Annotated in this window: 10 protein-coding genes; 6 read left to right on the top strand and 4 right to left on the bottom strand. The window is 74.6% G+C overall.

Features of this window, described 5'->3' with window-relative positions:
• Positions 1-127: 127 nt before the first annotated feature.
• The 3 genes from A2U95_RS31165 to A2U95_RS31155 are packed head-to-tail and all read right to left on the bottom strand — an operon-like array spanning position 128 to position 3,680.
• Positions 128-1,474 (bottom strand): MFS transporter, encoded by a 1,347-nt coding sequence (locus tag A2U95_RS31165; protein ID WP_166029264.1) that lies wholly within the window; start codon positions 1,472-1,474, stop codon positions 128-130.
• A 48-nt stretch (positions 1,475-1,522) separates the two neighbouring features.
• Positions 1,523-2,545 (bottom strand): PDR/VanB family oxidoreductase, encoded by a 1,023-nt coding sequence (locus tag A2U95_RS31160; RefSeq protein WP_166029262.1) that lies wholly within the window; start codon positions 2,543-2,545, stop codon positions 1,523-1,525.
• Between the two features lies 1 nt (position 2,546).
• The gene (locus tag A2U95_RS31155; protein ID WP_166029260.1) at positions 2,547-3,680 is read right to left on the bottom strand and encodes an aromatic ring-hydroxylating dioxygenase subunit alpha; all 1,134 of its coding nucleotides are present in this window, start codon (positions 3,678-3,680) and stop codon (positions 2,547-2,549) included.
• A gap of 107 nt (positions 3,681-3,787) precedes the next feature.
• Between A2U95_RS31155 and A2U95_RS31150 the strand changes: the two genes are divergently transcribed.
• Together A2U95_RS31150 and A2U95_RS31145 are read left to right on the top strand one after the other, a co-directional pair.
• On the top strand, positions 3,788-4,372 hold the full coding sequence (locus A2U95_RS31150) for a PadR family transcriptional regulator (RefSeq protein ID WP_166029258.1): 585 nt from the start codon (positions 3,788-3,790) through the stop codon (positions 4,370-4,372).
• Positions 4,373-4,490: 118 nt separating this feature from the next.
• Positions 4,491-5,231 carry an SDR family NAD(P)-dependent oxidoreductase gene (locus tag A2U95_RS31145; protein ID WP_166029256.1) on the top strand — a complete coding sequence of 247 codons (741 nt, stop codon included), beginning with the start codon at positions 4,491-4,493 and terminating at the stop codon, positions 5,229-5,231.
• A gap of 81 nt (positions 5,232-5,312) precedes the next feature.
• On the opposite strand, the gene A2U95_RS31140 is transcribed toward A2U95_RS31145, so the two are convergent.
• Positions 5,313-6,257: a lactonase family protein gene (locus A2U95_RS31140; protein WP_166029254.1), complete on the bottom strand. Its 945-nt coding sequence runs from the start codon at positions 6,255-6,257 to the stop codon at positions 5,313-5,315.
• 265 nt (positions 6,258-6,522) lie between these two features.
• Between A2U95_RS31140 and A2U95_RS31135 the strand changes: the two genes are divergently transcribed.
• The 4 genes from A2U95_RS31135 to A2U95_RS31120 all read left to right on the top strand — a co-directional run bounded on the left by A2U95_RS31135 (position 6,523) and on the right by A2U95_RS31120 (position 11,756).
• Positions 6,523-7,782 carry a DegT/DnrJ/EryC1/StrS family aminotransferase gene (locus A2U95_RS31135; RefSeq protein WP_420857081.1) on the top strand — a complete coding sequence of 420 codons (1,260 nt, stop codon included), beginning with the start codon at positions 6,523-6,525 and terminating at the stop codon, positions 7,780-7,782.
• Complete coding sequence (locus A2U95_RS33640; protein ID WP_338104504.1) at positions 7,775-9,286, top strand: lipopolysaccharide biosynthesis protein; 1,512 nt, start codon at positions 7,775-7,777, stop codon at positions 9,284-9,286. The genes A2U95_RS31135 and A2U95_RS33640 overlap by 8 nt, the downstream gene beginning before the upstream one ends.
• A 251-nt stretch (positions 9,287-9,537) precedes the next feature.
• Positions 9,538-11,364, top strand: a complete 1,827-nt coding sequence (locus tag A2U95_RS33635) for a glycosyltransferase (protein WP_206283131.1) — start codon at positions 9,538-9,540, stop codon at positions 11,362-11,364.
• Positions 11,361-11,756: a hypothetical protein gene (locus tag A2U95_RS31120; protein WP_166029252.1), complete on the top strand. Its 396-nt coding sequence runs from the start codon at positions 11,361-11,363 to the stop codon at positions 11,754-11,756. The genes A2U95_RS33635 and A2U95_RS31120 overlap by 4 nt, the downstream gene beginning before the upstream one ends.
• Positions 11,757-11,878: the final 122 nt, after the last annotated feature.

Below are 11,878 nucleotides of genomic sequence, written 5' to 3'. Positions count from 1 at the left end.
TCCGCGGCCCGTCCGCGGCCCGTCCACGGCCCGGCAGCCGCGCGTGACCGCGGCGCGGAGCGGGGACGACCGCGGGCCGGCCGGAGAACCGGCCGGCCCGCGGTCGTGAGGAACACGCCGGCGGGGATCAGGCGGTGGCGAGCGCCTCCTTCGCCGCCGGCGCCGCGGGACGGGACTCGGGGTCGTAGCGGCGCAGGCCGGCCAGGACGGCCGCGCACAGGGCGACCACCACGGCGGCGCCGATGTACAGCTGCGTCGCGGAGGCGCCCGCGTCCTTGAGCAGACCGGCGACGGTGGGGGACAGGATGGCGCCGATGCGGCCCATGCCGAGCGCCCAGCCCATGCCGACGCTGCGGACGTTGGCCGGGTAGAGCGGCGGGCCGACGGTGTAGGCGCCGGCGATGCAGCCGTTGATCAGGGCGCCGACGACGACGCCGACGGCGAACCCGAGCCACAGGGTGGAGGTGCTCACGATGAAGACGACCATCATCGCGGCCGAGAGCAGGGAGAACCCGATCAGCACCACGCGCGGCGTGCGCACCCGGGCGGCGACGCCGTAGAGGACCGAGCCGACCGTGCCGCCGATCGAGATCGCCATTCCGGCGGTCACCGCCGCGCTCTCGGAGAGGCCCTCCTCGACCAGGAGCGTGGGCGTCCAGCTGTTGACGAAGTAGAAGCCGAACATGATCGTGATGAAGGTGAGCCAGAGCAGGACCGTCGGGGTCAGCAGCTCCTTGAGCCATCCCGGGCCGGCCCGCCCGGTCCCGCTCCGCGCGGCGGCCGCCCGGTCGAGGTCGGCCTCGGTGACGGACTCCATCCGCATCCGGGCCAGCGTCCGGTTGATCCGCTCCAGCGCGTCGCCCGGGCGGCGCTGCTCGAGGAAGGCGACCGACTCGGGCAGGACGAGGGCGATCACGATCAGGGCGAGCAGGGTTCCGGCGCCGCCGGCGTAGAAGACGATCCGCCAGTCGCCGCCCACCACGGTCTTCGCGACCAGGCTCGCCGCGGTGGCGCCGATGCCGTACCCGGCGGTGTAGATGCCGATGGCCAGACCGCGGTTGCGGGCGTTGGAGAACTCGCTCGCGATCACGTTGGTGCTGGCGAGGATGCCGCCGACCCCGATGCCGGTGACGAGGCGGAAGAGGCCCATCACGGTGACCGACGGCGCCATCGCCGCGCCGAACATGCCGATGGTGCCGAGGGCGAGGCTGATCAGGATCAGCGGGCGCCGGCCGATGAGGTCGGCGAAGGGGGCGAGCAGCATCGAGCCGACCGCCATCCCGATCAGGCCGACCGAGACCAGCAGGCCGAACTCCGAGCCGCTGAGCGCGAACTCCTCGGTGACCGACGGCCCGGTGAAGGCGACCGCCATGACGTCGAAGCCGTCCAGGCAGTTCATGAAGGTGCAGAGCGCGACGATCAGCCATTGGTAGCCGCTCATCGGCGCCTGCGCCATGCGTGCGGTGATGTTCATGGGTGTCCAGGGGGTGAGGGGGCCGGGCGCACGCGGTGGTGCGCCGGGTCAGGTGAGGCGGAGGGAGAGGACGGCGGGGACGCCGGGGCCGCCACCGGCCTCGGCGGGGGCCGCCACCGCCCGGGAGACGCAGAGGCACAGCCGGTCCGAGCGTTCCTTCTGGGAGTCGCTCAGGAAGACGTCGCGGTGGTCGACGACGCCGGTGGAGCCGACCACCTTCGCCAGGCACAGCCCGCACTCGCCCTTGCGGCAGTCCGAGAGCGTCTCGACACCGGCCGCCTCGAGGGCGTCGAGGATCGAGGTGTCGGGGGCGACGGTGATCTCCCGGCCGAGGTCAGGGAGGCGGACCAGGAACTCCTCGGCCGGGTGACGGCCGCCGGAGCCGAAGGTCTCGAAGCGCAGGTTGGTCGCCGGCAGGTCGTGCTCGGTCCAGCTCCGCGAGACGGCGTTCATCAGCCCGATCGGGCCGCACATGTAGAGCTCGGTGCCCGCGGCGGCGGGCGTCCGGGCGATCCGGGCGACGAGGTCGTCGACCACCAGGGGGGTGCCCTCGTCGTCGACGTGGATCCGGACGCGGTCACCGTGCTCGGCCGCCAGCTCGTCGACGTACGCCATCACGGCACGGCTGCGGCCCACGAGCACCAGCTCGTAGTCGGCGCCGCGCCGGCGCAGCGCGGAGGCCATCGCCACCAGGGCGGTGACGCCGATGCCGCCGGCGACCAGCACGTACCGGGTGGCGCCGACCGCGAGCGGGAAGTTCTGCAGCGGTGCGGTGACGGTCAGTTCGTCCCCGGCCCGCAGCCGGTGCATCGCCGCCGAACCTCCGGACGAGGTGGGGGAGAGCCGCACGCTCAGCGTCAGCCGCCGGCCGCCGTCCGCCGAGCGCACCACCGAGTAGGAACGCACCCGGCGGACGCCGTTGCCGACGTCGAGCTCCACGTCGACGTGCGTGCCGGGCGCGGCGTGCTCGGGCCGTTCGGGGGCCAGGACGATGCGGCGGACGCCCTCGGCGGCGTCGGAGACCTCGATCACCTGGGCCCGCTGCCAGCGGGTCTGCGTCTGCACCGCCATCTCAGGCCCCCTGACCGGCGCTCGGCGCGGAGGAGGGGCGGCCCTCGGCCTCGAGCATGCGCTCGAGGATCCGGCGCACCCACATGCCGCCGGCGTCGATGTTGAGGCTGTAGAACTCGTGGCCGGGGTTGGCGTCGATGGCGCGCTGCTGGGCGCGCAGCATCTCCTCGTCCTCGCCGAAGACGCCGTGCACCGCCTGGCGCAGCTGGGTGGTGATGGTCTGGCTCTCCAGGCGGTAGTCACGCATGAACGCCCAGAAGTAGTGGGAGGTGCGGTCGGTCTCGGGGGTGATCGTGTTCATCACGTACCCGTTGACGCCCTGGCTGCGGTCGCCCTCCGGCGCCCCCGTGCCCGCCTTCGCCACACCGACGTCGATGCAGATCGTGCCCGGCGCCTGGAAGGTGATGATCTGCCAGCGGTCGACCTTGCCGGAGAAGCCCGGGAACTTGTCGCGCATGTTCTTCAGCCAGAACGGAGGGGCGTCGATGTCGCGCATCCACCGGGTGACGGTCACCGTGTCGCCCTCGTGCGTCACGTCGAACTCGGCCTCGGACAGCTCCTCCTGGCCGATGCTCGAGGAGTGCACGAACTCCTCGTGGGTGAGGTCCATGAGGTTGTCGAGGATGAGCTGGTAGTTGCAGTCGGCGTGGATGGTCTCGCCGTCGCCGGCCCAGGCCGGGTCGTCCATCCGGTGCATGTCGGGCACAGTGGCCGGGTCGGCCAGGTCCGGATCGCCGACCCAGACCCAGACGTACCGGTACCGCTCGACGACGGGGTGGGAGGGGACCACGGCGCTGGGGTTGACCGTCTCCTGCGCGGGCATCCCGGTGCAGCGGCCGGACGCGTTGTAGCGCAGGCCGTGGTACGGGCACTGCAGCTCGTCGCCGAGGATCCTGCCCATCGACAGCGGCGCGAGCCGGTGCCAGCAGGCGTCCGCGAGGGCGACCGCGCGGCCCTCGGTGGTGCGCCACAGCGCCAGCGGCACGCCGGCGACCGTGCGGGCCAGCGGCTGCCTGCCGGTGACCTCGTGGTCCCAGGCGGCGGCGTACCAGGCGTTGCGGGGGTAGTTGAAGATCTTCGCCGCCGCGGTGGCCCGCGGAGCGGCGGCCGTCGAGGGGGAGGCGGTGCGGGACATGGAACTCCCTATGAAGAGAGGTATGTGTGGTGCGGGCCACAAACTAACTATCGATATAGTGAGAAGGCAAGGGTGTGTAGCGTGGCTTTTCGGAGGGGGTCGGTGCCTTGTCGCTGCGTTACGCGCTGATCGCGCTGCTCACCGGTCGTCCGATGACCGGGTACGACATCTCGAAGAGCTTCAGCCGCTCGGTGGCCCACGTCTGGCACGCCCCGGACTCGCAGATCTACCCCGAGCTCAACCGGATGGAGCGCGACGGCCTGCTCACCTCGGTCGAGGTGCGGTGGGGCAAGAAGGGGACGAAGAAGGAGTACCACGTCACCGACGCCGGCCTCGCCGACTTCCGGGCGTGGATGCAGGCGCCGCTGACGCCGCTGCGGCAGCGCGACCCGGCGTACCTGAAGGCGGCCTACTTCGACTTCGCCGGCCCCGCGGCGGTGCGGGAGCAGCTCCGCCAGCAACAGGCCTACTGGGAAGAGCAGTTGAGCATGCTCGAGGGCACCCGGGCCGCGCTCGTCGACCGCACCCACCCCACCCTGGCGGCCCGCCTCTCCCAGCTGGACGACCGCGAGGCCGAGCTGGCGGTGCGCTACAAGGTGTACGCCTACGACGGCCTCATCGCCCGCGCCCGCACCGAACTGGCCTGGATCGCCGAGGGGTTCGCCCTCGTCGACGAGCTGCACGGCTCCTGAGGGTCCCCGCGGCGTGGGCGGAGCCGCGCGGGAGTGCCGGGCGGGCCTCCGGCGCGGAGCGAACGCGAGGTCGGGATCCTGCCGGCTTCCGGCGCCGGGATCCGCGAGGCTCGTCGTCATGAAGCGACTCGAGGGAAACGTGGCCCTGGTGACGGGCGGCAGCCGGGGGATCGGCGCCGCCGTGGCGCTGCGTCTGGCCGAGGAGGGTGCCGATGTCGCCGTGACGTACGAGAAGGACGAGGCGCGCGCCGCCGAGGTGGTGGGACGGATCGAGGCGCAGGGCCGTCGCGCCCTGGTGCTGCGGGCCGACAGCGGGGACCCGGACGCGCTCACCGCCGCGGTGGACGAGGCGGCCGCGGCGTTCGGCGGGCTCGACGTGCTGGTGAACAACGCCGGCGTCTTCCTCGTCGGCCCGCTGGAGGGCATGGGGCCCGCGGAGATCGACCGGACCCTCGCGGTGAACGTGCGGGCGCCGTTCGTGGCGGCGCGGGCGGCCGCGCGGCACATGCGCGAGGGCGGCCGCATCATCAGCATCGGCAGCAACGTCGGCGAGCGGGCGGTCTTCCCGGGGCTGGCGCTGTACTCGATGAGCAAGACGGCCCTCGCCGGGATGACCAGGGGGCTGGCGCGGGAACTCGGCCCGCGGGGGATCACCGCCAACCTGGTGGTGCCCGGTCCGACGGACACGGACACCAACCCCGCGGACGGGCCGAACGCCGAAACGATCGCCGGCTTCACCGCGCTCGGCCGTTTCGCGGACCCGGCGGAGATCGCGGCCACCGTCGCCCATCTGGCCGGCGCGGACGGCGGGTACATCACCGGAGCCTCGGTCCACGTCGACGGGGGCTTCACCGCCTGAGCGGGAGCCCGGCCCGCCTCGCCCGGACAGGCGCGTCCCGCCCGCCCGCCCGGCCCGCCGCCCGGTCGTGCCGCCGCGCGGTCAGGCCGCGGTCCGGCGGACCGGGTGGCCGGACGGATCCGTGGTCAGCCAGGATCCGTCCCCCAGGGGGCGGATGTCGTAGGCGTCCCTCGCGTGGGCGTCGAACACGCCCAGGACGCGGCCCGAACGCGCGTCGACGAGGTGGTGGCGGAACCACTCCTCCTCGTCCTCGGTCTCGCCGCCGAGGGCGACGACGATCGTGTCCGGGTCCAGGTAGCCGCCGCTCCACTCGACGCACACGTCGTCCGGGCCGTGCCCGAAGGCGTCGACGGCGAGGGCGAACGTCACCTCGCCGTCGGGATAGGTGTGGACGGCGACGTCACCCTGCCCGTGGTCGACGGTCATGAAGTGGCGGCCGTCGGGGGACAGGGCGATCAGGCACCGGTCGTCCCCGGGATGGCGGACGAGTTCCATCCCGGTATCGGTCAGCGCCGCGCGGTGGACGACCGAGCCGTCCTGCCCCTCGCCCACGTCGAGGAGGACGTGACCGCTCGTCGGGTGCACCAGCTGCACGCCGCCGTGCCCGACGGTCTCCAGATCCGCCCGCGCGAGGACCGTTCCCGCGGCGGCGTCCAGGGCGACCCACTGGTCGGGCCGCCCGCGTCCGGCCATGACGTCGGGCCGGTACACCCACACCGCGCGCCCGTCCGCCGACAGCGCACAGGCCGGACGGTGCCCGAAGCGCTCGTCCGACCACGGCTCCAACGCCCACCGCCAGACCTCGTCCCCCTCCGCCGTCACGCAGACGACGGCGTTGAGGGTGGTGTAGCAGGCGCGCCGCAGGTCGGCGGAGGCGGTGTGCGCGACGACGTCGTCCCCGGGAACCGGCCGGAACGTCGTGGCGGGCGACAGCACACCCGTCGCGTCGGAGGCCAGGTCGTAGGCGCATATCCGTCCGTCGACGAGCCGGGTGGTGGGCGGGAGAGGGCGAGGGGTTCGGGCCATGTCCCGGACATTAACTCCCGGTGGTTCACGGGCGGACCGCGGGCGGCGCCCTCCGCGCGGCCCCGTCCGCGCGGAGGGTGCCGCCGGCTCCGGACGGCCGTCCCGCGAGTGCGGTGGAGGCGGGCCCCGTCCGCAACGCCCCACGGGAAGGGGGGAGATGTCCCGATAGGGCGCCCTTGACGCAGTTGGCCGCAATGCAGGAGCCTGGGCGTTGTGTCCGGAGGGCCAGGGGAGGCCCTTCGCGCGGCACATCGCCGGGGGGCGCATGACCATGGGGGTGGCCGGCGGGGCGGGTGCGCGGTCGATGTTCCGGCTGGAGCGGCTGGAAGAAGCGATGCGCGGACGCCTGGGCCGCGAATGTCTTTACGTGCCGTCGTGCCGTCTGGGCCTGTACCTGGCGCTGCGGCACTGGTGCCGGCCGGGGGGCCGGGTGCTGATGTCGCCGGTCAACGACGACGTCATCCTCTTCGTCGTGCTCGCGGCCGGACTCCGCCCGGTGCAGGCGCCGTTGAGCCCGTTCGACGGGACGATCGACGTCGACTCCGTGGAACCGGAGGTGTGGCACGGGCTGGCCGGCGTGCTCACCGCCAACCTGTACGGCAATCCCGACCCGGCGCCCCGGCTGCGCGCGCGGTGCGACGAACTGGGCATACCGCTGATCGAGGACGCGGCGCACGCCATCGGCGGCGAGGTGGACGGGCGGCCGGTGGGCTCCGTCGGGGCGGCGGCCTCGTTCAGCATGTCCAAGCACGTCGGCGCCGGGGCCGGCGGGATCCTGGCCTTCGACGCCGACCCCGCGCTGCGCGAGGAACTGGCCCGGGCGCGCGACGCGTTGCTCGAACCGGCCCGCCTGGCGGCCGACCTCGCCCACGCGGCACGGCCGTTCGCCGAGGCCGCGGTGCGCGGACCGGTACGGCGGCGGGCCGCGCGGGCGGCGTCGCGGCTGCTCGGGCCGGGAGAGCGCGACGGCATCCGCATGCCGCTGCGCGCGGCGGAACTGGCGGCCGCCGCCGTCCCGGCACCCGACCTCGCCACCCACCACTCCTGGGTGCGGGTCGACATGCACGACTACCGCCTCGCGCCCGGCCCGCTCCGCGCCCGCCGGATCGCGCGGGGATTCGGCCGCCTCGACGAGGTGCTGCGCGCCCACCGCGAGGGAACCGCGCTCCTGCGGGACACCGAATGGGCCGCGCCCGGCGCGTCCGCCGGGCCTGCGCGACCGCTGTTCCGGGTGCCGCTGCTGGTCGACGACCGGGACGCCGCCGTCACCGCCCTGGCCCGGCACGGCATCGTCACCGGCTACCTCTACGACCCGCCGCTGGACGACTACGCCGGCCCCGGCTTCACCGACCTCTCCACCCGCCCCGGGCCCGCCCGCCACTTCGCCCGGCACGCGCTGCCGGTGGACCCGCTGCGCGCCCCCGAGGCGATCGCCGTCCTGCGGCGGGCCGGGGTACGGCCGGCCGCGGCGCCGGTCACCGGGCACCCGGGCGCGGTCCCGGGCGCGGGAGGCGGCGGTGGCTGACATCCACGAGGACGTCCACGACGGCGTCCACGCGGACATCCACGCGGACATCCACGAGGACGTCCGCGAAGGGGGCCGGGAGGACATCCGGAGGGACGCCCGGGAAGGCGTCCGGGAAGGCGTCCGGGAGGTGGCGGACCTCGGGGGCACCGGCTCGCGGACCGCCGGAACCGGGCGGTCCGCCGGGCGCGAGGACGGCGGTGGATCGCTGTTCAGGAACGCGTACTTCCTCATGCTCAGCACCGGGGTCTCCGCCGTGCTCGGCCTGGCCTTCTGGCTGGTCGCCGCCCGCCACTACTCCCAGGAGGCGGTCGGCCAGGGATCGGCCGCCGTCGCCGCCATGCGCCTGCTCGCCGGCATCACCGCCACCACCATGATCGGCGCCGTGGTCCGCTTCGTGCCGCGCGCCGGACGCGCCACCGGACCACTGGTGCTGCGCGCCTACGCCGTCAGCTCGCTGGTGGTGACGGCCGCCGGGATCGTCTTCCTGCTCACCCTCGACCTGTGGGGCCCGTCGTACGCGCCGCTCGGCACGCCGGTGGCCGGGACGCTCTTCGTCGCCTCCTGCGTGGCCTGGGCGATCCTCACCCTCCAGGACGGGGTGCTCACCGGGCTGCGCGAGGCGGTCTGGGTGCCCGTCGGCAACGCGGTGTTCTCGCTGGGCAAGCTGATCCTGCTGGTCGTCCTGGCCGGAGCCGTGCCCGTGCTCGGGGTGTTCGTCTCCTGGGCCGCGGCGATCGTCCTCTCCACCGTGCCGCTCGGCTGGCTGGTGTTCCGCCGGCTGATCCCCCGCCAGGCCGCCGCCGACCACCGCCGCCGGCCGCCCACCCTGAGGGCCGTCGGACGGTTCGTCGCCGGGGACTCGGTCGGCGCCGTGTTCAGCCTGCTGATGATCAACCTGCTGCCGGTGATGGTGGCCGTGCGCCTGGGCGCCGCCGATAACGGCTACTTCTACGTCGCCTACACCGTCGGCGGCACCATGGAGTTCCTCGCCATCAACATGGCCTCCTCGCTCACCGCGCACGCCTCCCGCGACCCCCGCGCCCTCGCCGAGGGCGTGCGGGGCGCACTGCGGCGGATGGCCCTGCTGCTGGTGCCGGTGGTGGCCGTCCTCACGCTCTTCGCCCCGCTGGTGCTCGCCCCGTTCGGCGAGGACTACGCGGACCGGGGCGCCACGGTGCTGCGGCTGCTGGCCGCCGCGGCACTGCCCCGGGTGGCGGTCGAGCTGTACATCGGGGTGCTCCGGGTGGCGGGCCGCACCGCGACGCTCGCCCTGCTGCAGGGCGTGATGTGCGTGCTGGTGCTCGGCTCCGCCGCCCTGCTGCTCACCCCCGCCGGCATCGACGGCGCCGGGTGGGGCGTCCTGCTGAGCATGACCGTGGTCGCGCTGCTGTGCGTGCCGGGACTGCGGTCCGCGCTGCGCGGCGAGGCCGACCGGAACCGACGGGAGCCGACCGGAACCGACGGGAGCCGCACCGGGAACGCGCCGAGCGGGTCCGGGTGAGGCGGACCGGACGACGAGGCACGAGAGCGGCGAGTACGCGGCCGACGGGCACGCGAACGGCCGACGGGCACGCGAACGGCCGGCGCCCGAACGGCCGTCGCCCGAACGGCCGGCGCCCGAACGACGGGCAGCGGAACACGAGCAGCCGAGTGCGGGCGGCGGGCGCGCCCACCGCCCGCACCGACCACAGCCACGGGGGGACCGTGCGACCGACAGCGACACCGGACCGGAGAACCGAAGCGGGGACCACGGTGCCCGACGCGACACCCGCGCACGCCCCCGAGGGCGGCGTCCGGCGCCCCGCCGGCGGAGGCGGCCCGCGCCCCTCCGCGCACGGGCGCCGGTGGAGCGCCGTCCGGCCCGCCGGGCCGCTGCTCGCCGCGATCGCCCTCTGGGCGTACGCCGTCCGCTCCACCGACGTGACCACGCTGGACGACTTCGGCCTGGTCACCGCCGTGCACCCGGCCTTCTGGGCGGGGCTCGCGGTGCTCACCGCGGGGTTCTGGTCCACCGTCCGCCGCTCCGGCCGCGCCGACGCCTGGCCCCTGGCCCACGTCCTCGGCCTCTTGGTCATGGAGCGCGCCACCCAGGCCCTCGTCTACCCCACCCCGCTCCACGCCTGGGCGTGGAAGCACGACGCCGTCGTCGACCACCTGCTGACCGACGGCGGGCTGCGGTCCGGGGCCGAGCTCGGCGACATGGCCGCCTACGACCAGTGGCCCGGCTTCTTCGCCCTCCAGGCCGCCGCCGTGCGGTCGGCCGGCGTGGAGAACACGCTCACCCTGATGAGCTGGTGGCCGCTGGTCTCCAGCGTGCTGGTGCTCGCCCCGCTGGTGCTGGTCTACCGCACCTTCACCCAGGACCGGCGGCTGATCTGGACCGGTGTCTGGCTCTTCTGCGCCGGCAACTGGGTCGGCCAGGACTACTTCTCGCCGCAGTCGCTCGCCCTGGTGCTGCACCTGGCGGTGATCGCCCTGGTGCTGCGCCGCTTCCCGGGCGCCGGGCGCCACGGCCCCCGGCAGGCCGTGTGGACCACGGTGCTGATCATGGTGATGGTCCCGGTCGTCCTCTCCCACCAGCTCACCCCGGTGGTGCTGATCGCCTCCCTCGGCGTGCTCGCGCTCACCCGGCGCCACCGCGACCGGGTGCCGTTCCTGGCCGCCGTCGCCCTCTTCGCCGCCTGGAACCTCACCGCCTCGCTGCCCTTCCTCTCCGCGGCACTGCCCGGGATGATCGCCTCCGTCGGCGACATCGGCGCCAACGTCGAGACAGGCTACGGCACCACGCCCACCGGCACCGGAGCCGTCGCCGCCTCCTGGGCGGCGCGCGGGCTGTCCGGCGCGGTGCTGCTGCTGGCCCTGCTCGGCGCCGTCCGGCAGCGGGAGCTGCGCCGGCGGGCACGGCCCCTGCTGCTGCTCACCGCGGTGCCGCCGCTGCTGATCGCCGTCGGCGACTACGGCAGCGAAATGGTCTTCCGGGTGCTGATGTTCATGCTCCCCGGCGCCGCCTTCTTCGCCGCCGCGGCGCTGCTGCCCCGCACCGGGCCACCGAGCGGGACGCCGCCGCGCCCCCTGCCCGCGCGTTTCCTCCGGCTGCCGCTGCCCGTGCTGCTGGCCACCACGTTCGCCTTCGTGCCGAGCTACGCGGGAAAGGACCGGATCGGTTACTTCCCGCCCGCCGAGGTCGCCCTGGTCGCCGGTCTCGTGCGGAGCGCGCCCGACGGCTCCCTGGTCGTCGCCCCCAACCGCAACCACCCGCTGGCGTACGGGGACTACTGGCGACTGGACCACCACTGGTTCCTCGAGGAGGACCGCGCGGTGGTCGACCGGATCCTGCGGCAGCCCGCCCGGACGCTGGCCCTCGACATGCGGGGCCGGCCCGAACCCGGGCGCTCCTACCTGCTGTTCACCCAGGGGCAGCGGGCCGACGCGGAGATGAACGGGCGCCTCACCGGGGCGCAGTGGCGCCGCGTCGAGCGGTCGGTGGCCACGTCGCCGTTCTTCGACCTGGTGGCCCGCAACGCGGCCGGCTCGGTGTACGAGCTCGACGTCGCGGCCGTCGAGGAGGCCGTCCGGTGACCGCCCCGGAACTCGTGACGCGGATGCTGCCGCCCCTCGCCGGCTGGCTGGCCGTCGGCGCGCTCACCCTCCCCGACGGCTCCCCGGCGCGCGTCGCCGCCGTGGTGGTCTTCCTGACGGCCGGGCCCGGTGCGGCGCTGGTGCGGATCTGGTGGCCCGCGTCGGCCGCCGGCCCCGCCGAGGGGCCCACGGACACCTGGGACACGCGGTTCGGCCGCCGGTCCGACCTGCTGGAGCGGCTGATGCTGGTGCCGCTGGTCAGCGTCGCCGTCGTGACGGTCACCGCCACCGCCCTGCTGGCCGCCCACGCGTTCAGCGGGCGGCGCGTCCTGCTGCTGCTCACCCTGCTGACCATGCTCGCCGCGTACTGCCCGAGGACGCGTCCGTCCTGACCCGCCGGCCCGGTGGCCGGCCGATCCCCGGCCGCCGGCCTGCTGACCGCTGACCGCCGACCCGAGGAGGCCAGACCCGTGAGGCTGCCCCGTCGTCCCCGAACCCCGGCCGCGGGCGGACC

Source organism: Streptomyces chilikensis (assembly GCF_001642695.1).
Taxonomy (GTDB): Bacteria; Actinomycetota; Actinomycetes; order Streptomycetales; family Streptomycetaceae; genus Streptomyces; species Streptomyces chilikensis.
Note: the sequence above shows the minus strand (reverse complement) of the source record. Positions and strands in the feature narration are given on the sequence as shown.

Coding starts and splice junctions, on each gene's coding strand:
- A2U95_RS31165 (WP_166029264.1), bottom strand. CDS start 1,474: ATGAACATCACCGCACGCATGGCGCAGGCGCCGATGAGCGGCTACCAA.
- A2U95_RS31160 (WP_166029262.1), bottom strand. CDS start 2,545: ATGGCGGTGCAGACGCAGACCCGCTGGCAGCGGGCCCAGGTGATCGAG.
- A2U95_RS31155 (WP_166029260.1), bottom strand. CDS start 3,680: ATGTCCCGCACCGCCTCCCCCTCGACGGCCGCCGCTCCGCGGGCCACC.
- A2U95_RS31145 (WP_166029256.1), top strand. CDS start 4,491: ATGAAGCGACTCGAGGGAAACGTGGCCCTGGTGACGGGCGGCAGCCGG.
- A2U95_RS31140 (WP_166029254.1), bottom strand. CDS start 6,257: ATGGCCCGAACCCCTCGCCCTCTCCCGCCCACCACCCGGCTCGTCGAC.
- A2U95_RS31135 (WP_420857081.1), top strand. CDS start 6,523: ATGACCATGGGGGTGGCCGGCGGGGCGGGTGCGCGGTCGATGTTCCGG.